Origin of the sequence: Companilactobacillus futsaii JCM 17355, from assembly GCF_001435505.1 — a bacterium.
Classification (GTDB): Bacteria; Bacillota; Bacilli; order Lactobacillales; family Lactobacillaceae; genus Companilactobacillus; species Companilactobacillus futsaii.
Map to the genome: position 1 here is coordinate 84,679 of NZ_AZDO01000139.1, position 22,577 is coordinate 107,255.

The 22,577-nt window shown below is 36.5% G+C and carries 37 protein-coding genes and 1 pseudogene; 1 reads left to right on the top strand and 37 read right to left on the bottom strand.

All coding sequences use genetic code 11. The annotated features are described in order from the left end of the window. Window positions 1-45: 45 nt before the first annotated feature. The 33 genes and pseudogenes from FC88_RS10960 to FC88_RS12955 form a co-directional block, all read right to left on the bottom strand. Complete coding sequence (locus FC88_RS10960; protein ID WP_057815587.1) at window positions 46-639, bottom strand: major tail protein; 594 nt, start codon at window positions 637-639, stop codon at window positions 46-48. A 38-nt stretch (window positions 640-677) separates the two neighbouring features. Then, window positions 678-1,091 carry a hypothetical protein gene (locus FC88_RS10965; RefSeq protein WP_057815589.1) on the bottom strand — a complete coding sequence of 138 codons (414 nt, stop codon included), beginning with the start codon at window positions 1,089-1,091 and terminating at the stop codon, window positions 678-680. Between the two features lies 1 nt (window position 1,092). Next, window positions 1,093-1,470, bottom strand: coding sequence for an HK97-gp10 family putative phage morphogenesis protein (locus tag FC88_RS10970; RefSeq protein WP_057815591.1), 378 nt, complete (start codon window positions 1,468-1,470; stop codon window positions 1,093-1,095). Further along, on the bottom strand, window positions 1,467-1,805 hold the full coding sequence (locus tag FC88_RS10975) for a phage head closure protein (RefSeq protein WP_057815592.1): 339 nt from the start codon (window positions 1,803-1,805) through the stop codon (window positions 1,467-1,469). The genes FC88_RS10970 and FC88_RS10975 overlap by 4 nt, the downstream gene beginning before the upstream one ends. Beyond that, window positions 1,783-2,121, bottom strand: a complete 339-nt coding sequence (locus FC88_RS10980; protein ID WP_057815594.1) for a head-tail connector protein — start codon at window positions 2,119-2,121, stop codon at window positions 1,783-1,785. Before FC88_RS10980 ends, FC88_RS10975 begins: the two co-directional genes overlap by 23 nt. 148 nt (window positions 2,122-2,269) lie before the next feature. Beyond that, entirely contained in the window at window positions 2,270-3,412 is a 1,143-nt protein-coding gene (locus FC88_RS10985) for a phage major capsid protein (protein ID WP_057815597.1), read from the bottom strand. Window positions 3,413-3,467: 55 nt separating this feature from the next. Further along, on the bottom strand, window positions 3,468-4,091 hold the full coding sequence (locus FC88_RS10990; RefSeq protein WP_057815598.1) for an HK97 family phage prohead protease: 624 nt from the start codon (window positions 4,089-4,091) through the stop codon (window positions 3,468-3,470). Next, entirely contained in the window at window positions 4,057-5,313 is a 1,257-nt protein-coding gene (locus FC88_RS10995; RefSeq protein WP_057815600.1) for a phage portal protein, read from the bottom strand. The genes FC88_RS10990 and FC88_RS10995 overlap by 35 nt, the downstream gene beginning before the upstream one ends. 15 nt (window positions 5,314-5,328) lie before the next feature. Further along, entirely contained in the window at window positions 5,329-5,496 is a 168-nt protein-coding gene (locus FC88_RS12945) for a hypothetical protein (RefSeq protein ID WP_157060467.1), read from the bottom strand. Between the two features lie 9 nt (window positions 5,497-5,505). Next, complete coding sequence (locus FC88_RS11000; protein WP_057815602.1) at window positions 5,506-7,203, bottom strand: terminase large subunit; 1,698 nt, start codon at window positions 7,201-7,203, stop codon at window positions 5,506-5,508. An 11-nt stretch (window positions 7,204-7,214) separates the two neighbouring features. Continuing rightward, window positions 7,215-7,670, bottom strand: a complete 456-nt coding sequence (locus tag FC88_RS11005; RefSeq protein ID WP_057815604.1) for a phage terminase small subunit P27 family — start codon at window positions 7,668-7,670, stop codon at window positions 7,215-7,217. Window positions 7,671-7,973: 303 nt separating this feature from the next. Then, window positions 7,974-8,453, bottom strand: coding sequence for a hypothetical protein (locus tag FC88_RS13320; RefSeq protein ID WP_338025250.1), 480 nt, complete (start codon window positions 8,451-8,453; stop codon window positions 7,974-7,976). Window positions 8,454-8,501: 48 nt separating this feature from the next. Beyond that, a pseudogene (locus FC88_RS13325) lies at window positions 8,502-8,816 on the bottom strand (HNH endonuclease); the annotation flags it as partial. After that, the gene (locus FC88_RS11015; RefSeq protein WP_057815607.1) at window positions 8,809-9,009 is read right to left on the bottom strand and encodes a hypothetical protein; all 201 of its coding nucleotides are present in this window, start codon (window positions 9,007-9,009) and stop codon (window positions 8,809-8,811) included. The gene FC88_RS11015 and the pseudogene FC88_RS13325, both read right to left, overlap by 8 nt. A gap of 898 nt (window positions 9,010-9,907) precedes the next feature. Further along, entirely contained in the window at window positions 9,908-10,342 is a 435-nt protein-coding gene (locus tag FC88_RS11020) for a hypothetical protein (RefSeq protein WP_057815609.1), read from the bottom strand. Beyond that, window positions 10,339-10,701: a hypothetical protein gene (locus tag FC88_RS11025; RefSeq protein ID WP_057815612.1), complete on the bottom strand. Its 363-nt coding sequence runs from the start codon at window positions 10,699-10,701 to the stop codon at window positions 10,339-10,341. The genes FC88_RS11020 and FC88_RS11025 overlap by 4 nt, the downstream gene beginning before the upstream one ends. Further along, window positions 10,698-10,850: a hypothetical protein gene (locus FC88_RS12950; RefSeq protein WP_157060468.1), complete on the bottom strand. Its 153-nt coding sequence runs from the start codon at window positions 10,848-10,850 to the stop codon at window positions 10,698-10,700. The genes FC88_RS11025 and FC88_RS12950 overlap by 4 nt, the downstream gene beginning before the upstream one ends. 70 nt (window positions 10,851-10,920) lie before the next feature. After that, complete coding sequence (locus tag FC88_RS11030; protein WP_057815614.1) at window positions 10,921-11,130, bottom strand: hypothetical protein; 210 nt, start codon at window positions 11,128-11,130, stop codon at window positions 10,921-10,923. Between the two features lie 64 nt (window positions 11,131-11,194). Then, window positions 11,195-11,620 carry a DUF1642 domain-containing protein gene (locus FC88_RS11035; RefSeq protein WP_057815617.1) on the bottom strand — a complete coding sequence of 142 codons (426 nt, stop codon included), beginning with the start codon at window positions 11,618-11,620 and terminating at the stop codon, window positions 11,195-11,197. 13 nt (window positions 11,621-11,633) lie between these two features. Beyond that, window positions 11,634-11,819 carry a hypothetical protein gene (locus tag FC88_RS11040; RefSeq protein ID WP_057815619.1) on the bottom strand — a complete coding sequence of 62 codons (186 nt, stop codon included), beginning with the start codon at window positions 11,817-11,819 and terminating at the stop codon, window positions 11,634-11,636. A gap of 211 nt (window positions 11,820-12,030) precedes the next feature. Next, window positions 12,031-12,537, bottom strand: coding sequence for a hypothetical protein (locus FC88_RS11050; RefSeq protein ID WP_057815624.1), 507 nt, complete (start codon window positions 12,535-12,537; stop codon window positions 12,031-12,033). A gap of 36 nt (window positions 12,538-12,573) precedes the next feature. Then, a complete protein-coding gene (locus FC88_RS11055) occupies window positions 12,574-12,999 on the bottom strand; it encodes a helix-turn-helix domain-containing protein (RefSeq protein WP_083484642.1) in 426 nt (141 codons plus the stop codon). Then, a complete protein-coding gene (locus FC88_RS11060) occupies window positions 12,971-13,273 on the bottom strand; it encodes a VRR-NUC domain-containing protein (RefSeq protein ID WP_057815628.1) in 303 nt (100 codons plus the stop codon). Before FC88_RS11060 ends, FC88_RS11055 begins: the two co-directional genes overlap by 29 nt. Before the next feature lie 320 nt (window positions 13,274-13,593). Continuing rightward, entirely contained in the window at window positions 13,594-15,915 is a 2,322-nt protein-coding gene (locus tag FC88_RS11065) for a phage/plasmid primase, P4 family (RefSeq protein ID WP_057815630.1), read from the bottom strand. Between the two features lie 21 nt (window positions 15,916-15,936). After that, complete coding sequence (locus tag FC88_RS11070) at window positions 15,937-16,479, bottom strand: DUF669 domain-containing protein (RefSeq protein ID WP_057815631.1); 543 nt, start codon at window positions 16,477-16,479, stop codon at window positions 15,937-15,939. A gap of 20 nt (window positions 16,480-16,499) precedes the next feature. After that, entirely contained in the window at window positions 16,500-17,855 is a 1,356-nt protein-coding gene (locus tag FC88_RS11075) for a DEAD/DEAH box helicase (protein WP_057815633.1), read from the bottom strand. After that, a complete protein-coding gene (locus tag FC88_RS11080) occupies window positions 17,852-18,544 on the bottom strand; it encodes an AAA family ATPase (protein ID WP_057815634.1) in 693 nt (230 codons plus the stop codon). Before FC88_RS11080 ends, FC88_RS11075 begins: the two co-directional genes overlap by 4 nt. Next, window positions 18,545-19,024, bottom strand: coding sequence for a siphovirus Gp157 family protein (locus FC88_RS11085; RefSeq protein WP_057815636.1), 480 nt, complete (start codon window positions 19,022-19,024; stop codon window positions 18,545-18,547). A 35-nt stretch (window positions 19,025-19,059) separates the two neighbouring features. Continuing rightward, the gene (locus FC88_RS11090; protein WP_010019246.1) at window positions 19,060-19,248 is read right to left on the bottom strand and encodes a hypothetical protein; all 189 of its coding nucleotides are present in this window, start codon (window positions 19,246-19,248) and stop codon (window positions 19,060-19,062) included. 14 nt (window positions 19,249-19,262) lie between these two features. Next, on the bottom strand, window positions 19,263-19,520 hold the full coding sequence (locus tag FC88_RS11095) for a hypothetical protein (protein ID WP_057815638.1): 258 nt from the start codon (window positions 19,518-19,520) through the stop codon (window positions 19,263-19,265). Then, window positions 19,510-19,752 carry a hypothetical protein gene (locus tag FC88_RS11100; RefSeq protein ID WP_057815640.1) on the bottom strand — a complete coding sequence of 81 codons (243 nt, stop codon included), beginning with the start codon at window positions 19,750-19,752 and terminating at the stop codon, window positions 19,510-19,512. The genes FC88_RS11095 and FC88_RS11100 overlap by 11 nt, the downstream gene beginning before the upstream one ends. Window positions 19,753-19,764: 12 nt before the next feature. After that, on the bottom strand, window positions 19,765-20,505 hold the full coding sequence (locus tag FC88_RS11105) for a hypothetical protein (RefSeq protein ID WP_057815642.1): 741 nt from the start codon (window positions 20,503-20,505) through the stop codon (window positions 19,765-19,767). After that, entirely contained in the window at window positions 20,480-20,623 is a 144-nt protein-coding gene (locus FC88_RS12955) for a hypothetical protein (RefSeq protein ID WP_157060469.1), read from the bottom strand. The genes FC88_RS11105 and FC88_RS12955 overlap by 26 nt, the downstream gene beginning before the upstream one ends. 52 nt (window positions 20,624-20,675) lie before the next feature. On the opposite strand from FC88_RS12955, the gene FC88_RS11110 reads away from it, so the two are divergent. Next, entirely contained in the window at window positions 20,676-20,996 is a 321-nt protein-coding gene (locus FC88_RS11110; RefSeq protein ID WP_057815644.1) for a hypothetical protein, read from the top strand. A gap of 108 nt (window positions 20,997-21,104) precedes the next feature. Here the strand turns inward: FC88_RS11110 and FC88_RS12960 are convergent, their stop codons facing one another. From FC88_RS12960 to FC88_RS11125, 4 genes are all read right to left on the bottom strand, one after another. Continuing rightward, window positions 21,105-21,242, bottom strand: coding sequence for a hypothetical protein (locus FC88_RS12960; protein WP_157060470.1), 138 nt, complete (start codon window positions 21,240-21,242; stop codon window positions 21,105-21,107). A gap of 165 nt (window positions 21,243-21,407) precedes the next feature. Beyond that, complete coding sequence (locus FC88_RS11115; protein WP_057815646.1) at window positions 21,408-21,644, bottom strand: hypothetical protein; 237 nt, start codon at window positions 21,642-21,644, stop codon at window positions 21,408-21,410. Further along, window positions 21,637-21,825, bottom strand: a complete 189-nt coding sequence (locus tag FC88_RS11120) for a hypothetical protein (protein ID WP_057815647.1) — start codon at window positions 21,823-21,825, stop codon at window positions 21,637-21,639. The genes FC88_RS11115 and FC88_RS11120 overlap by 8 nt, the downstream gene beginning before the upstream one ends. After that, window positions 21,825-22,574: an antA/AntB antirepressor family protein gene (locus FC88_RS11125; RefSeq protein WP_057815729.1), complete on the bottom strand. Its 750-nt coding sequence runs from the start codon at window positions 22,572-22,574 to the stop codon at window positions 21,825-21,827. Before FC88_RS11125 ends, FC88_RS11120 begins: the two co-directional genes overlap by 1 nt. Window positions 22,575-22,577: the final 3 nt, after the last annotated feature.

The following is a 22,577-nucleotide window of genomic DNA, read 5'->3' on the forward strand; positions in this document are numbered from 1 at the left end:
TTCCGTCCGCCACCGCTACCAGAGAGGGAGTATGCTCTTAATCAATTACGCCTCAGGTGCAGGTGTATCTAAAGCTGTGTAGTCGTCTGCCGTCTTAGGAAATACGAATCTCTTAAACTTTTCTAAGTCAAAGTCAGCATTGTCTTCACGACAAATTGCAACCATAATTCCATCTTCTGAATCTCCACGAGGAGCAAATGTACCTGTAGTTTCATCAGCATTTGGATCAGGAGTACCGTCTACGGTCTTAGTATCAACGCCAGGTAGTGAGAATTTACCTTTAAGCATTGCTACGTGAATCTTTGTACCGTCATCCATTTTTGTGTCAAACATGATTGCAATATCATTAGGCTTTAGGTTCTTGTTATAAAGCTCAACACCATTCTTAACTTCGATTCCAAAGAAATCTTTTCTTGCTTCAGAATCGATATCTAATAGCTTGATGTCCAAAGTTGCTTCTGAAATACCACCAGAAAGAGTTACATATGGACCATCATCGGCCGCAATAGCCTTCATTTCATTTTTTAAATCCATTTTTGCTTCAGTCAGTCCTGGCATCTTCTTAGGACCATCGGCCACTAAATCATCCTTTACGACTCCATAATAAAAATTAGATGCACCAAATTTTGCTTTTCCCATTTAATAAATCTCCTTGTTTTTTTTGTATTAAAAAAGCCTTAGTCCTCGTTTAGACTAAAGCCTTGATATTCAAAGTTTCCTTGGACCATTTGTAGGTCCGTCATGTCAACATCACGATTGTGATTTTTGTAATATCGTTCGAATCCGTGAGCAAACATTTTATCGTAAATCATTTGTTCTAACTTTAATAATTCTTCAACCTTATAATTCAATATCCAAAAATCTATTTGAACTCGTGGATATTCAATTAAACGTTTATCATCGGCATAAGTTACCTCGTCACCTGGAATTGCAGTAATTCGAATCCAAGGGGCGTTTTTATTTTGGATAAAGCCCTGGTCTGGTGTGCCTGTATATATTTGAGGCACATCGATTTCATTCCCACGAATTTCATTCATATAATTATTGATCTCATCAGAATTTAAGAACCCAAAAACGTCATACTCGTTCATATCAGTCACCAACCTTTAAGTTGTCAACAAATATTCGAAGCACGGCGTCTTTTGTACCGTCTTGAGTTTTTTCAATAAAATGCTGTGGGTCCTGCTTTGATGTTCCAGAATTTGGAAAGTGAGCAATCGGTCCTTTAGTCCGGTCATATCCAACCGGTACTTCATATTCACCAGTTTTTACTGAAACACTTCCAACTTTCATATGATCACGTAATGGACCTTTTCCAGAGTGGTCTTCGGTGCTAACAGGCGTATCCTGTGCCAATGTTTCACCAAAATACTTACCACCGTCCCGTACCGCTTTTCTAGCCTTGCGGTCATAACCTGCTTCAAGCATTTTAATGTTACTTAAAAGTTCTTCAGCTCCAGTTACTGTCATTTTCCGTCCACCGCCTTGCATTCCAATTTAGTTAAATCCCGTTTATCAAAATCCTCATCAATTCCGGTTATTTGATAAATGTTTCCACGCCACTTTACTTTCCAGGATGAATCAATCAATCTTTGAGGCTCAAACTTAATAGCAAAGTTTGGTGATTCCTTACGATTACCGACTTTAGTCGTGGCGTCTTTAAACTCACGTATAGGTGTGTTAAGAACTTCTGCCCAACAGCTAAATAGTGGTGTATCTGTACCTGGAACCATCACGCCGTATTTATTTTGAACTTCTTTACTTCCAAAAAATTCAATCCGCTCAGTCATATGAGTTAGTCTCATTACTATCGACCTCCTCAGCACGCAATTGACTGATAACATTGTTGATTGTTGTGTTTTGTAATGGGAATCTCATGACTTCTGAGCCAGTACCACGATAGTAGTAATCCTCTTCAACATATTTCATGAGAGCGACAAAGAATCTATGATCAGAAATAAAATCACTAGGTTGTTTTGTGCTTGAAATAGCATGAGCAATTTCACTAGCTCCGGATTCAATTAATTCATTTAAAACATCATCATCAAAGTACTGGTCAATCTTGCAATAAAGTTTTAGTGTTTCAAATTGCTGGTTGGTTAGTAATTTATCGTCCGGCATTTACTAGCCTCCAATCTTAGAAAGTAAAGTTGCCTTAGTATCATTAGATAGATACTTGATTCCCTTACTATCTAAATATGCTTTTATTTCAGCTACCGTAGAATTTTCATCGACCGCCCTTGTAGTCGAATCTACAGTTTCATCTGGGCTAGGCGCTGGGAGTTGCTTTGCCTTGTGTCAAGAAGTAACCAGCTTTTTCATCAGCTTTAACAACGTCGAAACGTGTTGCAACTTGTAGATATTGACCAAAGATTTCGTTATCAACCCAACGAACTTGAATGTCCAATCTATCAGCCATAACTACGGCACGTTTCAAATCACCAACAAACGCATGAGATTCTCCACTCTTACCTAAAGCTGTATCTTCAACAACTGTTACAGGAACTCCAAGCAATGTAACGGGTGAACCGTCTGCGATTGGTTGATGTAGTAGGTATTGACCATTCTTGTCTTTCAAAGTATCTAAGTAATTGTAGAAACTTTGTGATGCAACGATAACTTTGTTATAAGCTGGGTCTAAATCAACATTAAGAATATGTTTGATATCATCTACAGATTCACCAGCTACAGTCTTAGGTGTAAATGACTTCAATACTGTTGAAATAGCTGTATTTGTAGTATTAATCTTCTGTTCTTGAGCGTTTCTAGCAACAATACCTGTTAGATCCACGGCTGAATCTTGAATAGCTTCGTTTGATACAGGAATAGCACCACGATATGTCTTAACTTCCCATGAAACATTTTCAAATTCTGGCTTAGCAAGTTCAGGATTAGCAGCTAATTCTTCAACAGTATTTAGTGAAGCTGTTGCACGTTTCAAAATTGGATATCTACCAGTTGCAGTAGTAGCAGTAAAATGTTGAACCAATTTTGCCAAATCTGTTACTGATTTAACTTCATTTTCTGGATTGTAAATAATTGATTCCGGAATAGTTACACTTGCATCTGGACTAGTGATACCATCAGCACGCTTTTCGCCTTTTGAATGTAGATATTCATTAAAAGCGCGTTTTTCTTCGCTTTCTGGGCTTAATCGATTACCAGCAGACTTCTTACGTTTCTTAGGAACTTCACGAAGTGCTTCGTAATCTCTAAGCTGTTCTTCATCAGCTTTGATATCTTCATCTAGCTTTCTGAGTGATTCAGCTGTCTTATTAGCTGCTTCGATTTGTTCATCAGTAGCCTTGTCATCGCTCAAAATTGAACGAGCTTCAACAGCATCCTTGTTTCTCTTTTCTTTGTTTACGTCGATTTTTTCACGCAAAGCTTTAATTTTTTCATCTAAAGTCATGTATAATCTCCTTGTTTTTGAGCATTAAAAAAGGCCGCCGAACTTAATCAGTGACCTATTTCAAATATTCAATATTTAGTTTTCTTAAAGCTTCTTGTCGTTTAAGTTCTCTGACTTTCTTTAACGACTCATCTTTTAATTTCTGAACAGCTTGCTTGGATCGTGAACCAACTGATACGTTAGTATCTTCATACGCTGGAGTAGTGACCACAGATACGTCATACAACTTGTCAATTGCTAAAATAGTACGTTTAAACTCAGCATCATCTTCATTCGACCGTGTCCAAACGTCTGCATTATCATCTGGCAGCGTGAAAGCAAATGAGCATTGAGAGAGAATTCCCATTCTCACTTCTTCTAGAATGTCATTACCCAAAGTTGTGTTAGGTAAATCAATCTTAAATCTCAATCCAACATTGTCTTTAGTAAGAGTTAAATTAACTCCCGTACGCCCTAACAGTCTTGACTCATCATGGTTAAAAGTGGCAACAACATTACTCATATCTGTATTATCGAGACAGCGGCTGTCTAAAATTTCAACAAAGTAACCACCCATTAAAGGTTGCGACCGCTTGTTAAACTTCAACGCATAACCTTCAATACTTCTAGTTTCAGTACCATCTTCAGCACTTCTAATTTTGACCTCAGTCGGTGTCGCCCTCATTTCCGTTTTTCCCATTTGAACCACCTCCCTTCAAGTTTTTGTTGTTTTTCTGATACTCATCTTTCATCTTCAAAGAAACAGTATTTAAAGTTGATTGATAAGTATTCATATTCTCGTTATCTTTATCCGCCTTCTTACCTAACTCGGCTCGAATTTCATTAGGTGTTAGAATGTTATGTTCTTCCAATGCTGTTAATTCTTGAACTGGTCTAGCTGTTTCTTTACGAGTATCAAAGTCAAATCTATATTTGTGACGTTCCTTATCGTTAAGTAGTTTCATTTGAAACTCGCTAATAATAGGTTGAAAGTAGAACGGCAAATCGAATTGAATATAGCCAGCATTTAATTGAGCTACTGATTGATTAGGACTATTAACAGCAAGCTTATAAGCTGGTATCCTCATAGCCTTAGCAATCTGTGATGTGGACCAATTATTACTATTGATCAGATTCAACACGCTAGTATCAATTTCAAGCGGTTGATAGTCCATTGTGGAGTCAGTTACGATAGGACCGTGTGAATCACCTTCTTGAGCATATTCAAAGTCAGCTCTAATTTTTCTTCGTGCTTCCTTACTTAACTTAGCTCCATTAACCTTTAAGATCGAACCTTTTAAGCCTGATTTAAAAAATCGTCCTAGTGTGTCCACACCTGATTTTTGTAATCCAATCTCATCGCCAAGCGATAACAGTGGCGATCTTCCTATAATTCCGTCTGAACTAAAAAATTTAAAATGAATAACATCTTTTGGTTCCAAATCAAATGAATCTCTTCCGTCTATCGGATTAAATGTATAGAAATATTCACGTCCAGTAACTGGATTATTTTGATAATTAATTGAGACTTGAGAGGGAGGAAAGAATTCCAATTCAATTGCTTTGCCAGCATTTTTACCGTATTTTGTTGGATCTCGGATAATTCTCGTATATGAATTACCGGTTAAAATTGCATTGACCATCATCGAGAATTTCCAAAAATAAGCTGACATGTGACTGTTAATTTTCCTATTTAACAAATAGGTAATCGTATCGTCATCCATAATTGAATCGTCGATATCTTTAATTTGCAGAATCGGAAATCTAGCCACATCTCCTGCAATAATTGAAACAGCGGTTAAGACATCAGAATTATTTAAAGCTCCAATTCCTGCGTAGCCACTACTTGGAATAACTCCATGTTCTAAGTAATCCATAGCCCAGTCATTGCTAGAACTATTTAAACTTCTAAAAAAGCTCATCTATTCACCTCCCTTCTAGTCAGATTTAATTATTAAAAATGCTAGGATAATTAATGAAATCCCTGTTGCAATCAATCCGGCCGGTAAATTAACGAAATACCAGCCAATTGAGAACACAAAAAAACCGCAAATCAATAAAAATTGTGGCAAATTCAAAGCTATCCATTTAAATATGTTTTTCATTTTCATCTCCTAAAATCCAAAATCATCACTCATCACATAATCATCAGTTAAGTAATCATCTATGTTTTCGGTGAAACAAATTGCGTAAGCGTCAAGTAAAGCATCAACGGGATCAATTTTGTTAGAATATTTATTTTTATTGATTCGAACACCGTTGTTGTCAGTCATTAACACAGCATTTGTAACGGCTGTTTTTAAAATAAAGCTGTCAGAATGAATAATGTTTCCATTTATTACACCATCCCTAAATTCCTTAGTAGGAGCAGAGAGAGTCATGGTTCCTTGTCTAACCTGAACTTGTTCCCATTCTGGATGTCGTTTTTCAATTAATGTTAAAAGCTGCCCATATTGATATGGGTCGTACATGATTCCTTTAACGTCTAAATTGTTTTGTTCAACGAAGGATTCAAGCCAATCAAACACGCGTTCGTTATCGATAACACCTGATTCAAGTTTGGTTATTTCGCATTGTCCTTTTTCAGCTAAACCACGATAATTCATGCGGTCTTTTTTAATTTTCGCGTCTAACCCATATTTAGTTCCCACGAAAGAATAGGAATCTGCATACCATTTACCTTCAATCGGAACTAACCAGCTGATAGCGAATAAATCAGACGCTTTACCAACATCCACACCTATCCAAACAGGTTTGCCATGGATGTCTGGTTTAGTTTCAACCGTTGTTTTCTCCCAGCTCTCAATATCCAAATAAGAATTTTCTTCGGCTTGTCGCCACATATTGAAGTTCTTAACTAAAACTTCATTCTTTTCACCAGTTTGTTTGGCAACATCCCACCGTTTTTTGAGATATGGTGCATAATCTTTCTTAACTTCGGGAATAACAAGAAGCGGATTACTCTTTGTCCAATTCTTAGGATCTTCAATCTCATCAATAGATTCTTGTTCTGCAATAAATGCAAAGTATTGGTCATCGGTAATCTCGCCCGAAAGAATCTTCTTGGCTCGTGGATATTCAACGGTGTACATAGGAGCATTCATATTAAAGTTAGCTGTAGAAATAATTACGATTAGCGGATTATGCAGTTGACCTTGACCAGAAACTAATAGTTCCATCATTTCATTAGTCTTAGAAGCTCCATACTCATCAAGCACTCCTAAATACGGTTCGAATCCATCGATAGCACCAGTATCACGAGAGAGCGGTCGGACGTATGAATCGTCATCTAAATTAATTAATAGCTCACGAATTTTCTTAGTGGACTTTTTAATATCTGGAAACTTTGCACGTAATTGATCTAACTGTTTACGAGCCATTTCAAATGCAATTTTTGCTTGCTCCTTATCGTTGGCTGTACAAAAGATTTGTCTTGAACGCTCAGGGTCTTTAGCAAACAAGAATTCATACAAAATAATTCCAGATATAAGCAGCGTCTTACCTTGTTTACGTGCCATAGAAACAAATACTTTGTGGAATCTACGTCTACCATGGTCTTTCTTTTCTACCCAACCATAAATAGACTCAATGATAAATTTTTGGAATCCTGCTAGTTTATGAGTGCCACCTTTAGGGTCTGGCAATAATTCGATGAATTTAATGGCTCTTTCGGCAAGTTTTTGGTCAAACTCGTATGAAAATGTGGCGTCATTGATACGCTTTAAATCATTTTCGTGGCGCTTTACAGCGTTTAAAGTGGCCTTGCAAGTGACATATTCACCATTTAAAACCTTATTAATATAGTTTTGTATGCTATCACCTCCTAAAATCCTAATTTGTCGGCAAGCGATTTAGGCTTGTCTTCTTTCTTAGGCACATTCAGACGCATACGTGAATCAACCGTTAATCCAATTTCACTTGCTGCTAAACGAATATTTTTTGAAACTTTATCTAAAGTTCCTAAAATCTTCATTCTATCGTCAATATCATCCACAGTTTCAAGACGTTCGCTTAAATCAATAAATTGTGAATACCAGAAACAATATTGTTCGACCATTGCCCTATCAACTGCCCTTACAGGCAAGTTTTTAAGGTCTGGTATAATTCGTTTCCACTCCGCTTTAGCCACGCCAGAGAGGCGATTAGGGGGTGAGTTTTGGAGTAACTTATAGCCATCACTAGCAAGTATTTCAGCATTGAATTTTGCCTCTTGCTGTTGCTTAGTTAAGTTGGCTGTTGATTGCTCTAAAACCTTATAAGGACGACCTTTTCTCGCCATATCACCACCTCCAATCTTTATATCGAATTACATCTTCTTTCCAATGATATTTGTGGTCTAAATCGGCCGGTTCAAAAATTTAATTAATAGAATTTCGTGTGCAAAAAAGAGGACGTGCGTTCAAGAAGCAGGGCGAATGTACGCCCCCGTTGACTTTGAGGGGGGGTATGTCCAGAAATTTAAGATACCCACATTGGATATAAATCACACGTCGTTCAATTGTTTTTGCAAAATATATTTAAATCAAAAAAAATAAAACTAAATTCAATTCATTATTAATTAATGAAAAGAAAATAATTTTATTTAATTTTGTTTTATTAATTTAACTTTCAAATCTAAATCATTAATCAATCTATCAACTTCATTCATAAGACTATATGAGTTAGTAGTATCTCTTTGTTGCTTGTGAAGTCTATTGATACATTCTTCTTTACTTGTACCTAACATCAACCAATCAACATCATAAGATGTTAAGAGAGTTGTCAATCTATCATCTGGTTTAGTCATGATCAGCCAAACATTCTCAAATGTCTTTTCCGATTTAATCTTTCGAAGAATCATTTCATAAATCATTTGAACATAATCGTTCACATCTATGTTGTGCTTATGAATCGTTCGGCTGTTAGCTTCAACATCATTTGTGTTCAAGACGTTAAGCATTGAACCATCTAACGATGATGTAAGTAAATCATAATCATACACAAGATCATGTGATGTCATATGTCTAGCAACATAGGTAGACTTACCACTAGCTGGGTAGCCTATCACTACATGTATCTTCATAGCTCTATCACGTCCTTTGTTCTTCTTGATCCATTCTCTGCGTGTCTTAAGGTTATGACATCGTTGACATAAAGTCTCAAGATTACCTACATTAAGTCTGTCTTCCCAATCATCTTCACTTGGAACAATGTGATCAACTATGTTTCCTTCGAGTCCACATCTAACACAGGTTGAATAGTCACGCAGCAGGACTTGTTCACGTGTATGTCTCCATGCTGTGGTCTTGTAAAAGGATACATACTCTTTGTTCTCGCGGTTCCTCTTTTGATTGTATGCCTTATCTGTTTCAGTTCGGGTCTGGTAATCAATAGGAACTAGCTGCCGTCTTCCGTTGATAACCATTAATTTCTTTGGTTTAGGCATTAGTAATCAGTGTCACAATCCAAGCTATAAATATAAATAAGATGAGCGCAAGAATTGGACCCCAGATAGGCAAGAACACTAACCACCATGACCAGGATAGGAAACCAAGAATCTTGGTCACGACAAAGATGAGAGTGAGAATGGATAGAAACCCTAAGCCTGTTTTAGTTGTATTGCTATCGTTGTTATTCATTACTTATCCTCCAAAATAAAAAGCAGATAGATATTATCTATCAGCTAATAATAAAGTGTGGATAGGAATCCAACCTATCGACGTGCACGCCATTTGCATTCACACTAACTTGGAAAGTCCCACGAGCCGTTACCTCGCACCTTTCTATAACTTTCCACACCACCAACGATTATAGCGTGTCCAGGGTTCGAACCTGAACGCAAGAGATATGATCTCTTAGCTTCCCAACCATTCACGCTACCAGAGTGAGGGAGACAACCTCACTTCGATTAGTATTAAACTTTTATTTCATACACTGTGGAAATACTTCCACAATAGCTAGGCATGGAATCGAACCATGCACGTTTGAATTGTCTTGCCACGCTCTCGACTACGTACGCTACGTTAGAGTCGTATCAAACGGAGGCGATATATAATCAATAGCCCTTACACTATCTCATCATCCTGTGTTACCCTTTGCACCACTGACTACCAGTTATCAAAAAGTATGATAATTTGTTGTTTTTTAAAAGGATATAGACACCCTTTATTTTAGGCTGTTTTCCGCCAGCCACTTGGATGAGATGGAATCGAACCACCGACGTAGAATTAATAATCGCTATCTTAGATACACTAATTTCTACTACTAATTACCGCTCTAGTCACCATCCAACCTTTTGAATTCTTGTAAGGGGAACTCTAACGAGAGTGGTCTAACTCTCGTATACAGGCATCGAGATTTGAACTCGAAAGCTATTGAATAGCTTGGCCAGATTGCCTGTACTGCCGACAAGCTTTCCACACTTATCGGTGTCGTCGTTAATTTTATGAGGTAAGAAAGCTAGCTTCCTGCTAACTTTCTATACTACTAATTTACTACTTACATACATGTCTATAGTCTCAATTTAGTATCAATAATTTAATATGGGTCAAACAAGCCTAGCTCGCTTGCTAAATTGCTTAAGAACTCATGCTTCAATCTGAACGCCTGTGCTCTTGAACAATGAACCATTCCATTTAAGATGAGACCATCTATCTTATAATAGGGATGTTTTCTGAAATACAATTCTGAAATGATAGTCTTAGTATCATCACTAGCCATTATCAAACACTTATCAATAGCTTTCTTTTCTCGTTCAAGCATGGTCAAGCGCTTATCAGCTTCAATGGTAATTATCATTTGTTCTTGAGGCTTAGAAATTTTACTAGACTTACCACCTCCAATATTCTCATCCGATTCTCTATAAGGATGTCTGAGTTCCTTATAACGCTCAGAAATGTATTTATCAAGGTTCGGATAGTCTCTTAATATTTCTTCAATTCTACTTCGTGTTCCTGGTCTAATAATGCTCACTCTCCCTCAAAATAGACATTACATTTATCTGGATCATAGTCGATTCTTTCAATATTAATCATGCTAAAAATAATACTTTCTTTATTAGTATTGACTTCAACAGTTCCAGACTGCTTATAAATAGTAATCGACGGCGAATCTTCTTTACTAAATATAGCTTTGTCTGTCGTGGTTTGAATGAATAATGCTGGTTTAATTACAACTACCGACGATAGCTTTGCCTCGTCTCGGCTAGGAATTCTACCGAGATATTTTTCGGAGGTTTTCACATTATGCTTTTTATTATCAAAAGCATTTAATAAAAGAACCGCTGCAATTCCTCCAAGTGCTCCAATCAAAATTGATGATATTAAGCTCATTCATTGTCACCATCCTTATCAATTCTTGAATCTATGTCCTTAACAGTTAATTTACTAGCGTCAATTTTTCCGGCTACTAATTTAGATTTTGAATCATAATATGACCACGCTGGAAAGCCATTAATTAAATACGGTTTAATCTCAGTCATTTAATCTCCTCCCACATTCTGGACATTCGTCACATTTAATAATCGTCCCAATTCTTTCCGAATTATATACTCATTTCTCCACCTCATAAACAATCGTTGTGATAATCGCCGGTTTAAATGTTTTGTAAATGTTAGTTACATAATTAGTTTCACTATTATACGTAAAGCCTTGCATGACTTGGCTTTTAACACTTAGGACTTTATGACTCTTCATGAATTCATTAGTTTGTTCATCATTATTTTCTTCTACATAAGTAATAAACGTTTTAACTTGCTTCATTCTTCCACCTCATAACAGTAATGAATCGCATCGATACATTTTATAAATCTACCACTATTTGTCTTTATTTATCGTCATCCTCCACTAACACAGCAAATGCCATATATCTTGGATCAATGGCTTTGATTTCTTGTTCAGTAAATTTGGTTTGATAGTATTGGGCTAAGCGACAGTCGTCTAGTGTTAAGGAAGCGTCTAACCTGTTTCTGTTGAGATAACTGCTGTCATTATTTTTAATCAGTTGTATATAATATTTCTGTTCAGGAAACTTAGCATTACCACAGTAGAAATCTATAATGTCCTTAGCCATTTGATTGTTGTCATTAGTATTTTCACGACAATATTTTTCATACAATGCATGACAATCATCATAACCCTCACCAATACCATAAATTAGGGTCATAACTGATGAGAAACCGCTGTCTTTAGCTTCCTCTAGTTCCTTACGCTCTGCCTTACTGTAACCCTTTAAAATTCTCACGTTATCCATTTAATTAGTCCTCCTAGTTAATATCACTAAAGTCTAGACTTCCATCGTATAAGCCTGAAAGAACATCTAAGTTAGCCTGATTAACATCATCAATATTTCTAATATCTTCATCGCTATAATTTAATACATCAGCTATTTCAACAAAAGTGTAGCCATTTTTGCGCATTTCATAAACTTGTAAGTTAATATCTTGAATCATATCTCTAACTCCTTAAAATGGATAACAAATATCTCTTATCACATCATTCTTTTCGGAATCGGTTAACTCTCTTCGTGCGTTAATGAACGTCATAGGTAGTTTGTTGTGGTGTGTAAATATGTAAATTATTGTGCTCTCCATCGATTGATGCTGATCTTCATATATTTTGGTTAACTCTTCTTTATAAATCTCTTTGCTTGTCATCTCAATCTCACCTAATTTTCACCAGTCTGTAAGTGTGTTCATGCTTGTATTTTTTATAACTGCTTAATGTACACCCACGAATGGAACTGGGACTTTTGCCTAGCTTCATAGCTATTTGATTGATTGTGCCTTCGGCAATTAGTTTGTCGTCACAATAATATTCGTAATTGTGAAGATGTTTCCGGCTGATATACCACTTGCTATCATCTAGATATCCGTCTGTACATAATGCACTAAAGTAATCCTTGTTATAACCGACTTGATCGGCAATTTTGTATTTTGGCAGGTTGGTAGTATCAAGTAGTCGTTGCGCCTTGCGTAGTTTTTGTTCCCTGTGTGGCTGTTGTCCCTTATATAGTTGGTTGCTTTTATACTCCCTCTCGACATTCCTAGTCGGATCAGAGAAACGTTTATGTAGTGCTTTCAATCTAGTGTCATTTTCGGGCCAATTATTAGGATTCATTCCATAATTAGCCTCGATTGCTTGAACCATTTTTATTACTGAATTAGTCATTTTCTATTTCCTCCACGTTTTTGAAATTATCTGATGTTAACTAAAGAAATCACTCAAGGTAATACCTAATTTATCAGTAAATTTTTTAATAGTTTTTACGCTCATACTTCTTTTATTAGATTCAATTTCACTCATATAAGGACGTGAAATTCCCAATTGCTTAGCTAATTGTTCTTGAGTCAAACCGTGACTCAATCGATACTCTTTCATCTTTTGACCAGGGATTTTTGTTTTCGATTCGTCTCCGATTATTTCGCATGAATGGCTCAAGTCTTCTCTACTATGTTGTGACGCTACTATGATAGCTGCAGCTTCAAGACAACCTTCTCCGCAGTTGCAATTATAGACATACGCTATTCTGTCAACTACATAGCTAAGTTCTTCAACCATGTCGTCATACTTTTTACCTTTTTCTGGATCTATCCGTCGTTTCTCAAAATCCATAACCCACCAACTCCTCATCAATTATTTTTAATGCGTCTTCTGGGCTTCGTGCTATACCGTGAATGATATTGTGATTCGATAGCATATAATGAAATTGAATTTGATCTTCACGAGCACGACCAGTTCGTTTTTTTACTTCTATAAAGAAAATCTTTCCATTGCTATCTTTAAAACCAGTAAGATCGGGAAAGCCAGACGGTGGTCCAGCTCTGAAATATCCTCCCCGTTTCATCTCCACGGTGCCTGTGTTAGTTCTAAATATGTGGCAATCGTGTTTGCTTACATCAATCATGATTTGTGATTGAATTTCGTGTTCTTCTCGTTTGTTTATACAATTACCTCCAAATGTGACGTGTTATGTGACGGGTGCATGAACGTCCACGAGCTTTACGGCTGTAAGGGTTCAGCCTATATTTTTTTATATGTGACGGGTAACTTCAAAACTTTTTATTCTATGCTTATATATACGTATATTACGTATACTTATATATATATATTATTTTATTATTACTTAAAGAAGAATAACCCATCACATATATAATATAAGTGTGAAACACCTACAGTACCAACCGATAGTCTGTGAAACATACTTGTCACAAACACGTCACATATTTATTTTTGATCCATCCAGTTCAATCTGGCGTCACTTTTAACTTTTAATCCTTTATAGATTGCTCCTGCACGGGTATGAACTTTCTTAAATCGATTAGTCATTTCTCTACCAAACTTCGTATTACTCATTTGATATTGAACGTTGTCTTCCGCCCATGATTTATAAAGTTTGTATAACTGACTAGCATTTATCGTGTATTCGGTACCTGTATCACAGGCCTCTGAAACAAATTGACTTAATACATCCATTTCCTCACGATATCCTTCACTCGCACTCTCTATCACTCGAGGAGTGTGGAGGCCATGTTGTTGCCACTTTAATGCACCATCAACAGCCCAATTAAGGATTCCAATTGATTCACGAGCAAGTTTGTACTTCAAGTCTTTATCGACTTTATCATCTGGAATCTGAACTAAAAATGGGATTAATCTAATACGTCTCCAAATACCATCATCAGTTCCACGAATTATAGGCTTGTGGTTAGTTGCCAGCCAGAGTTTAAATTCAGGTTCGAACTCGATTTCCTTACCGTATAATTGACGTGCTACAACTTTATCTCCACCAGTCAATTGCTTTACTAATCCTTCATCCATTCTTAAACCTTCGTTAGGTTCAGAACTGGTTACCAGTCTAGCTCCCGCCAGTCTGGCAATGTCCGAATTCGGACCACCAGAGTTTTGCTTAACCATGATTGAACTTGCTTGGATAGTCTTGGCATAAGTTCCAAGAATATTGCTAATCGTTTCAAGAAATACTGACTTACCGTTTCGACCGTTTCCATAGAGGATAAACATGATTTGTTCTTTGATTGAACCAGTCATTGAATATCCGACAGCTGTTTGAACGTAATCAATCAACTCTTGATTGTGGTCAAATATCTGATCTAAGAATTTTATCCACTCATCGCAACCGGCTTTATCTGAATATTCAACGTTAGCCTCTTTGCTAAATAATTTAGTAATATCGTGGTCATGCAACTCTCCACTTGCTAAATCGATGTAGCCATTTGAAACATTTAATAGTGTCTTATCGATATCGAACTCGTTTGGTGCTACTGGTACTCTGTGTTTAACCTCATCAGTAACAGCACGCTTAGCTGAATTACTTCGAGAATGCTTAACGAATTTATCGAAAGCTTTTTTGATAGCAGCTTCTTCTTTTTCCTCTGCATTAGCTGGGATTTCAATTTTTTCTTTTCCAATGCTTTCCGTCATAGCATCAATTAATTGATGTATTTTGCCTGATTGGTCAACTTCCCAGTAGCTGCCATTAAATATGTACCAGCAATTATTAATGTAAGAGTACTTAATTAAGTTGCCAAACTGATCAATCATTCTATCTGCTTCACCGGTATCATCCCAGGAACGTTTAGGAAGTTCTTTAACTTCCTTAGGGTCCTTCATAAACTCTAGGTTGTAATGCTTGACCGTTCTGTGTTCCGGATTAGTAAATACATTGTTCGTGTCATTGATTGCTTTATTTAGGGTAGCAACACCATAAGTAGTCTTTCCTCGTTTCTCGTCCCACTTATGTCGATACAGTGTTGACTGTCTAAATATTGCATCCATCTTTCCGAAGTCTTTGCCAGTCCAAAAGGCTAAGTAATTAGCTAGTGCTAAATCAGCTTCAGAGTGTGAACCGTAGATTTTCTCCCAACCACCATACATAAGGGCTTTAAAATTCTCACCGCTCTTACTTTCTATGGCTTGCTTGATAATCTCGAATTCAGATAGATTATTAGGCTCTAAACTTGTGGAAGCATTCCGAATAGGTACAACCTTCTTATCAGCTAAATACTTGTCATATAACACGCTTATATCAGCTTTGTTGATAGTTTTATTACTGCCCAAATTCTTGCCTGTGAGGGCGAAAAAACGCCCCTCATCATACATCTCAATATTGTTCTTACGTCTTCGATTACCAGGAATCTCGCCTTTAAATATGATATGAATACCTGTTCCGGATTGACTGACTTCGGTATATGAACGTGTCGCATTCATGAATTCCGATACAATGTTATCTTCATAGTCTCCTGAGCGATAACGCATGATGTCATCTTCCACATGGTCAATATCGATACCGGCATATCCGTTTGCAAAGAAGAAAGATAATCCATCGAAATCCTTACTGTTTAATTTCAATTCTTCTAACGCATTATCGAAAGTAGTCCAGGTATTAGGATCGTTAGACTTCGCATTTTCTCCATTAATAGCGCTAAATGGAATCTTAGTATTTTTCTTTCGTTCTGGTACCCACTTGAGTTTGAATAGCCCCCACTGGGCTAGGTTACGCAATTCTTGTGGAATTTGTTCATAAGACATCAGCTCTCCTCTTTTCTTAGATTAAAATGGCAAATCTTCATCAGAAATGTCAATCGGTTTGTTATTAGCGTATGGATCACTACCGCTTGTCTTTGAATCTTTAAACTTATGTTGTACATCTGGGAATTTAGTAGTCTGAATGTTCCAAGGCGCTACTTGATTGACCTTAGTCGTCTTTCCGTTATATTCGTTATCTTCTTCTTTGACATAGACACTGACTGGCTTTCCTTCAATGGTTGCCATGAATGCTTGAACGTTTGGAATATCAGTACCTTCTGGAATCTTGCAAGCATCTAGGATGTATTGGAATCCTTGCATATCGTATTGATTAGTAGCCTTGCGTTTCCAGTTATCCATGAATACAACACGATTGTGATACTTCTTTTGATTATCACTAACTCCATCTAGGTCATTTCTAACAACCAGTTTTAATTGAAGTGATTCAGCACCGTTCTTAGTTGCTCGTTCCTGGGCTGATTGAATAATCATTTCATAATTATCTGTTGGTAATGGTTTGAAATCTTGTTCCTTGTTTTCTGAATAGTCTGTTGTAATAAATGACATTTAATTTGTCTCCTTAAAATTTATTGATGTACGAAGCCTCTGTTCTTTGCTTGAAAGAATGCCCACCCAGGTTTGTAGCCACGGGCTTTACCAATCTTTTGCAAATCTCGATAACTAGTAGCATCTTGAGGTTTCATTTGGCTATATCTAACTTGTTCGTAGTCTGTTTTGAAATGAAAATCTTTACCAATTTTCTCGACTTTAACGTTCTTATCGACTTTCATTTCTTTGTTCTCCACACCAATCACGTACCCACATATTGGACATGTGCTGTATGCGGCTGGAATCACTGCAAAGCAATGTGGACATGTTCTAATAGCTGTCCCACCGCTCTCGCTTTTTTTCTTTGGACGCCCCTCTAAACTCCAACTTCTGGGAGTGTCGGGTAATCCAAATCTTGTGTAGTTAGCAACATGATCAATAATCGTTGCCGTTTTATTTGGACGATATCTCATGCAACGCATTGATTGCTGAATGAATAACGATAGTGACTCGGTAGGACGTAGCATTATTACTGTTTGACAATCTGGAACGTCCACACCTTCACCGTACAGCTCAGCATTGACCAGGATTGTTACTTTGCCATTTCTAAAATCATCCATGACTTGCTTGCGTTTATCTTTTGGTGTCTTACCATCGACTTGTAGTGCTTTAAAACCGGCATTATTAAATTCCTTTGCGACCTTGATACTTGATTCAACGTTGTGTGTATAGATGATAGTTTTAGTATTACTAGCGACTCGCTTATATGTTTTAATGACATCCCCATAGATGATGTTCTTGGATGCACTATCCATAGATTTGGAACTAAAATCGCCAGTTGAATTTTTCTTCAATTTCTTATCATCAATCAGCTTGACCGAGTAATATTCATAAGGTGCCAAGAAATTATTATCAATTAACCAATCAATCTGTGGACCTAGTATTAGATCATCAAATACTTTTGATAGCCCTTGTCCGGATAATCTAATAGGTGTAGCTGTGAATCCCACAACGTTAGCTTGCTTAAAATAATCAAATATTCGAGTATATGATTTAGCTAGTGCATGGTGGCATTCGTCAACAAGAATCAACTGCGGTTTGTCTAATTTTTCCAGTCTTCTCGTTACCGTTTGGACCATACCCACATAGCAGAGTTTCATATTCACTCCATACGCCTTGAACGTACTTTTAACTTGTTCAACAATTTCACGCCTGTGAACGATGAATAGAACGTTGTTTTGCTTATCAGTTGCACCTTTGGCAATGGCTGCCATCGTTACCGTCTTACCTGAACCAGCTGGGGATTGAACCACTACATTGTGATTACCGTGAACTAAGGAATTCTTTAAATCGTTGATCAGCTTGTTTTGATAGTTTCTAAGAATGAATGTCATTCGGCATCTGTGGGCTTAGTTCCCCACTTAAACAAGTCTTCAATAGCACAAGCTTTTCTATCATCTAATCGATTCTTGGCATAAATCCCATCGTTACCTTCTAGGATTACTCCACGCTTGCCAGTATCAGGATTGACCATCACACGACCAACTACATCGGTTAATCCCATGAATGTATCTCTAACTGAATCTCTAAGCTGTGGACTATATTGGTCGAATGTTTGCCCAGTCATGGAAGTGAAATCATTTTGAGTTTCCCAAGCGGTTACTAGGATATTAATAGGTAGCTTATAAAATGAATCAATCACACGAATGAAGAAATTTGTCCATCCCGAATAATCTTGTAATTCGTTTCTAATACCGCTTTTTGAGTTTCGACCTTGTTCAATGAACCAAGCTTTTTCCAAGGCTGATACATTATCTAAAATCAAGTTATTGAATCCCGTTAATTCCTTAGGTAGTTCTGTCACTAGTCTCGCTAGTTCCTTAGTAGGAATCGATTTATCAAACGTTTCTGCTTCGATATTATCTAAACCACCCAGGACTTTTTCAGAATTATCAAACGGGACAATGATCGATTTACCTGTTAAATATTTAGCTGTTGATGTCTTACCTGTTCCAGGTTTGCCGTAAATTGCGACTCGAAATTTATCCGTTTTAGAAACATCTTTCATTGAATGTAATGTCATCTATCTATACCGTAAAGATGAACCTTGAATTAACTCTGCACCTGGAACATCTTTTCCTTCCTTTAGCATTTGTTTGATTCTTGACTTATCTGGCACTGTAGTAGTCTTTCCCAAATATGCCGGAATCTCACCCTCATCAAAGATTCTTAATGCTGGTGTATTATTTTGGATGTAGATGGTAAACTCAGGAGTTTTAATTTTTGATTGTCCGGTTGATTCCATTGCTTCTTGCAGATTGCCTTTTAAATTCTTTCTGTTTCTAGCAATCGATGCAGCTCTATCAGTTAGGCGTTTAGCCTCTTCTTTAAGAGCTTTCTCATCTTTTGCTAACTCTTTATCGACTTTTGCATATCCGACTGCTTTGTCTTCGATTGCATCTGTGATACTGTCCATCGTGTCGCTGAATAGTTGTGGGTCTGTTTCTTCTGCAAGCTCAGCTAACTGTAGATACTTGCCTGTTAGATCATATAAAGTTGCCATTAAACTCATTCCCCTCTCGTGGTATACTTAAATTGTTAATTAATATATTGATTGTCCGTTCTGATTGCCGTCAGGATGGACTTTTTTTGTTTCTCCAAATCGTTAGCTGCTGAAATATATTTGTTGCGATTGTGCTCGGATGAAATAAATCTAAACCACAATTGCTTACTTCTATACTTCATAGCCAGCTCAATCAATCTGTTTAACTGCTCACTGATTGTCACTCTCTCACCTCCTCTCAAGCGTAGTAGTGCTCAAAAGCTTCTCTAACTACTGTTTCAGCTCTAGCCTTATCAATCATCAAATCATCTCGATAATGCTTTAAACGCTCAATGTGATAGGTTAATGATTGATTATCAATCCCTTGCATACTTTCCACATACTTCTTAGCTTCGTACGTTTCAATCTGTTCGGACTTACGTCCAATTTCTTCACCGATTCGAACGAACTCATCTAAGGCATTCTCAATCGCTACCACGTCTTTATTAATTGCCATTGATTGCCTCCTCAAATAATTTAATGATTGATTGTTCAATCAAATCACATTTTCTCTCGTTTCTGTCTGATTCTTCTTGAAGTCTGAGAATGCTATTGAAATAAGCTTCTCTGTCATCATCAGTTTCAGCATTAGCATGAAGCTGTCGCTGCTCACTCATCAAACAGCCATCATATTCAATCGTTCTGCTGATACGTTTGTGTTCATCAAGTAGTTTGCTTAATTCTTCCATTGTGATATCCTCCTAAACTTCTTCTTTTATGAACTTGTCGATTGAAAATGTTTTGTTAAGAATGATTAACTGATTTTCTGAGAATTGTTGAGCCTTTTCCTTGTTAACAATTTCAAAGTTTCCATCTTTAGTCTTTAGATATTGATTGTCAGAAAACTTTAATCGAAATTTTGGCTCTTCAAACTCAATTTGGCTTGAATAAAAAATCTTAACTATGAGCTTGTCCATTTCTCGTCTTGACTTACCGTTGTTTCGCATACTTTCGTAATACATTTTGTTAAGCGGTGAATTGCGATCATACCTGTCAGCTATGAATTTAAAAATGTAAGACAGCTCAGTGTTACGATTTTTATACTCAATGACTTTCTTTCCCAAAGCTTCAAACTCACGTGGAATTAATAAAACACGATTGCTAGCCGGTTTATTCTGAGCTTTCAAAGTAGTTGATTTCCTCTGATTTCTTGACATATATTTGTCAATTACACTTTGAACTTCACTTGGTTTAGTCATTTTTAATAATTCAGATTTGCTGATGTTTGACAGAATCACTTTTGCACTTTGAGGCTCCATGCTTCTGTAGACTTTATAAGCTGAATTTCTAACTCGTAAGCTTTCCTCAAAGGTTTGACACTTCATTTTTCTCTGGCCTTTTATTACTTTCGGAAATGCTGCTACAAAGCCATTGCTCATTTTGTCCAAGTAAACTCCTGGCACTCCAGTTTCTGAATCAATTGTTTCGAAAATACTTTTCATTTTTGGTCCTCTCATTTCGTTTATCCTCCGTTAATTTATCGTCAATCATTACGTCATAGGCTTCACAATCGCCATTTGGATCATAATCGGTGTCAGTTTTAATTTCTAAGTTGTCCATTTAAATTTCTCCTTCTTTGATATAATCTTCCTTGAGAAAGGAAGTGATAATAATGGAGCTTTCTAAAGAACAGATCGAATTACTCAAACAAGTCAAGAATGGAACAATCAGCACTGATACTGATTACTATTTCGACAATCAAATACTTCAAGACTTGATGTATAAAGATAAATTAATTGATCCTCATTTAATTTGGAGTAAAAAATACGATGCCCTTGTACCAGATGCTTATAAATTGACTGTAACGGGTCAAAACGAACTTTCTAAATCTCTGGAAAAAAAGAACAGCAACTGGAAAGATAAAATTCTTTATCCAATAATAACCGGAACGGTGACTGGTGTTATTGGTTACCTACTTGGTAAATTTGGCTAGTACATACCCTAAAATCAACCATATTATTCCCGATATTATGCTTGGTAACACTTTGCTTAATTTATTTTTCATATGGTTACCTCCTCTGATATAATTAATTTATTTAAACTATAAAAGCACGAAAACAATATAGATCCAGCAAAGTACTGATATTCCTTGTAAAATCATTCCTACTACTTCCCAGTCAAAATCGAAATTTCTAAGCCACTCATGTATTCCTGTGATGGCTTTTTTTAATGCACTCATAACATCCCTCCTCACATATAAAAGTCTGTATATTTTTTTAGCCACTTTTTTAATCCACCAGCCTTAGTAAGCTGGTAAGTCGCGAACCAGACTAAGATTGGTAACCATATAATCATTGGTACTGGAATACTTCTCATAAAATTTATGCTCCCACGCTTTGTTTTTTTATTTATTTCTAATAAAATCGTCTATTTCCTGTGGATCATATAATTTCGTTCCACCAACTATGTGAAACGGTAAATCTGGTAGGTTCTCTCTAATTGTGCTATCAGCCATTGATAAGTAATTAGGTAGGTCCTTAGTTCTTAACCACCGACGCGACACAGCTTTGGTTACTGATTTTTGCAATTCTTCAAACTGCTGTTTATTCAGTTCTAATGGTTTCGTTTGAATTTCATCCATTGGTTAGACCTCCTTCAACAAACCCTTGATCAATAGCCCATTGGGTTGCATTACCCTGTTTATCAATAAAATTAGCTTCAATAAGTTTTTTATATAACTCTGCTTTACTTAAATTAAATCCTTGTTTTCTTGTAAACTTGTAAGCATCTTCCACTAAGGGTGGATAAATAATATTAGTCATTAGTATTCGTCCTGCCAAACTTTGTATTTAATAGCAAAATCTTTAACTACAGCCATGTAGATTTCCTTTAAGCGTTTATCACCATCAATTACATCCAGCTTATTAGTCTTATCTACTTTGCTTCTTGACATCCCATTTGCCAGTCGATTTTTCTTCAAATTTGTAAGTCGAATCTTCAAATTAGCTCCGGCACGTCTATCAGTTTCAGCGTAAGCATCACTAGCAACTTCTTTGTAAGCTCCGTAACCACCTTGAGCTAAAGCAATCTTTCTAATAATTGATTGAGAAGTTTTACGCCAGTCAGTTGTGTTCAATGAAACAATTTCAGCGATATTATCAACTTTATGATTAAGTTTCTTATTTTCTAATTCATTAGCTGCCACCGTTTTGAAAATTTGATTGAACATTTTTAGTTCTGGGCTTAGTTCATTAACATCGATTTGATTTTGCTTGTATTCCTTTTCAACTTCAATGAAATATTGGCGTGCTTGTTTACCTTTATCGTTTCGTTGAATCATAGAAATTTCCTTCGCCATATCCAATGTCATTGCATATTCAGTTCTGGGACGACCTCCATTACTTTTCCCCGAAATTGGGGTAAAGTCCTTACCCTCTTCAAAACCATAATTAGTCATGTCTTTAAACCATGTCGAAAAGTCTTTTCCTACTTCTAAAAATTCATGTAAATCTCTTCCACTTACTAAAATGTTTCCTTGTTCATCTGTACTTGTTGGTATTAATTGATTCATCAT

Excerpts from the sequence above, each read along its gene's own strand:
- FC88_RS11105 (WP_057815642.1), bottom strand. The coding sequence starts at position 20,505 with ATGAAAAGTATTTTCGAAACAATTGATTCAGAAACTGGAGTGCCAGGA.
- FC88_RS10970 (WP_057815591.1), bottom strand. The coding sequence starts at position 1,470 with ATGACAGTAACTGGAGCTGAAGAACTTTTAAGTAACATTAAAATGCTT.
- FC88_RS10960 (WP_057815587.1), bottom strand. The coding sequence starts at position 639 with ATGGGAAAAGCAAAATTTGGTGCATCTAATTTTTATTATGGAGTCGTA.
- FC88_RS12955 (WP_157060469.1), bottom strand. The coding sequence starts at position 20,623 with ATGGACAACTTAGAAATTAAAACTGACACCGATTATGATCCAAATGGC.
- FC88_RS10990 (WP_057815598.1), bottom strand. The coding sequence starts at position 4,091 with ATGGGAAAAACGGAAATGAGGGCGACACCGACTGAGGTCAAAATTAGA.
- FC88_RS11120 (WP_057815647.1), bottom strand. The coding sequence starts at position 21,825 with ATGACTAATATTATTTATCCACCCTTAGTGGAAGATGCTTACAAGTTT.
- FC88_RS11085 (WP_057815636.1), bottom strand. The coding sequence starts at position 19,024 with ATGGCAACTTTATATGATCTAACAGGCAAGTATCTACAGTTAGCTGAG.
- FC88_RS11015 (WP_057815607.1), bottom strand. The coding sequence starts at position 9,009 with ATGAATAACAACGATAGCAATACAACTAAAACAGGCTTAGGGTTTCTA.
- FC88_RS12960 (WP_157060470.1), bottom strand. The coding sequence starts at position 21,242 with ATGAGTGCATTAAAAAAAGCCATCACAGGAATACATGAGTGGCTTAGA.
- FC88_RS11075 (WP_057815633.1), bottom strand. The coding sequence starts at position 17,855 with ATGACATTCATTCTTAGAAACTATCAAAACAAGCTGATCAACGATTTA.
- FC88_RS10985 (WP_057815597.1), bottom strand. The coding sequence starts at position 3,412 with ATGACTTTAGATGAAAAAATTAAAGCTTTGCGTGAAAAAATCGACGTA.
- FC88_RS11065 (WP_057815630.1), bottom strand. The coding sequence starts at position 15,915 with ATGTCTTATGAACAAATTCCACAAGAATTGCGTAACCTAGCCCAGTGG.
- FC88_RS10980 (WP_057815594.1), bottom strand. The coding sequence starts at position 2,121 with ATGCCGGACGATAAATTACTAACCAACCAGCAATTTGAAACACTAAAA.
- FC88_RS12945 (WP_157060467.1), bottom strand. The coding sequence starts at position 5,496 with ATGAAAAACATATTTAAATGGATAGCTTTGAATTTGCCACAATTTTTA.
- FC88_RS11125 (WP_057815729.1), bottom strand. The coding sequence starts at position 22,574 with ATGAATCAATTAATACCAACAAGTACAGATGAACAAGGAAACATTTTA.
- FC88_RS11030 (WP_057815614.1), bottom strand. The coding sequence starts at position 11,130 with ATGAAGCAAGTTAAAACGTTTATTACTTATGTAGAAGAAAATAATGAT.
- FC88_RS12950 (WP_157060468.1), bottom strand. The coding sequence starts at position 10,850 with ATGACTGAGATTAAACCGTATTTAATTAATGGCTTTCCAGCGTGGTCA.
- FC88_RS11115 (WP_057815646.1), bottom strand. The coding sequence starts at position 21,644 with ATGGATGAAATTCAAACGAAACCATTAGAACTGAATAAACAGCAGTTT.
- FC88_RS11060 (WP_057815628.1), bottom strand. The coding sequence starts at position 13,273 with ATGATTGATGTAAGCAAACACGATTGCCACATATTTAGAACTAACACA.
- FC88_RS11070 (WP_057815631.1), bottom strand. The coding sequence starts at position 16,479 with ATGTCATTTATTACAACAGACTATTCAGAAAACAAGGAACAAGATTTC.
- FC88_RS11025 (WP_057815612.1), bottom strand. The coding sequence starts at position 10,701 with ATGAGCTTAATATCATCAATTTTGATTGGAGCACTTGGAGGAATTGCA.
- FC88_RS11005 (WP_057815604.1), bottom strand. The coding sequence starts at position 7,670 with ATGGCGAGAAAAGGTCGTCCTTATAAGGTTTTAGAGCAATCAACAGCC.
- FC88_RS10965 (WP_057815589.1), bottom strand. The coding sequence starts at position 1,091 with ATGAACGAGTATGACGTTTTTGGGTTCTTAAATTCTGATGAGATCAAT.
- FC88_RS11035 (WP_057815617.1), bottom strand. The coding sequence starts at position 11,620 with ATGGATAACGTGAGAATTTTAAAGGGTTACAGTAAGGCAGAGCGTAAG.
- FC88_RS11040 (WP_057815619.1), bottom strand. The coding sequence starts at position 11,819 with ATGATTCAAGATATTAACTTACAAGTTTATGAAATGCGCAAAAATGGC.
- FC88_RS13320 (WP_338025250.1), bottom strand. The coding sequence starts at position 8,453 with ATGAAGATACATGTAGTGATAGGCTACCCAGCTAGTGGTAAGTCTACC.
- FC88_RS11095 (WP_057815638.1), bottom strand. The coding sequence starts at position 19,520 with ATGGCAATTAATAAAGACGTGGTAGCGATTGAGAATGCCTTAGATGAG.
- FC88_RS11050 (WP_057815624.1), bottom strand. The coding sequence starts at position 12,537 with ATGACTAATTCAGTAATAAAAATGGTTCAAGCAATCGAGGCTAATTAT.
- FC88_RS11110 (WP_057815644.1), top strand. The coding sequence starts at position 20,676 with ATGGAGCTTTCTAAAGAACAGATCGAATTACTCAAACAAGTCAAGAAT.
- FC88_RS10995 (WP_057815600.1), bottom strand. The coding sequence starts at position 5,313 with ATGAGCTTTTTTAGAAGTTTAAATAGTTCTAGCAATGACTGGGCTATG.
- FC88_RS10975 (WP_057815592.1), bottom strand. The coding sequence starts at position 1,805 with ATGAGACTAACTCATATGACTGAGCGGATTGAATTTTTTGGAAGTAAA.
- FC88_RS11100 (WP_057815640.1), bottom strand. The coding sequence starts at position 19,752 with ATGGAAGAATTAAGCAAACTACTTGATGAACACAAACGTATCAGCAGA.
- FC88_RS11080 (WP_057815634.1), bottom strand. The coding sequence starts at position 18,544 with ATGACATTACATTCAATGAAAGATGTTTCTAAAACGGATAAATTTCGA.
- FC88_RS11055 (WP_083484642.1), bottom strand. The coding sequence starts at position 12,999 with ATGAGGAGTTGGTGGGTTATGGATTTTGAGAAACGACGGATAGATCCA.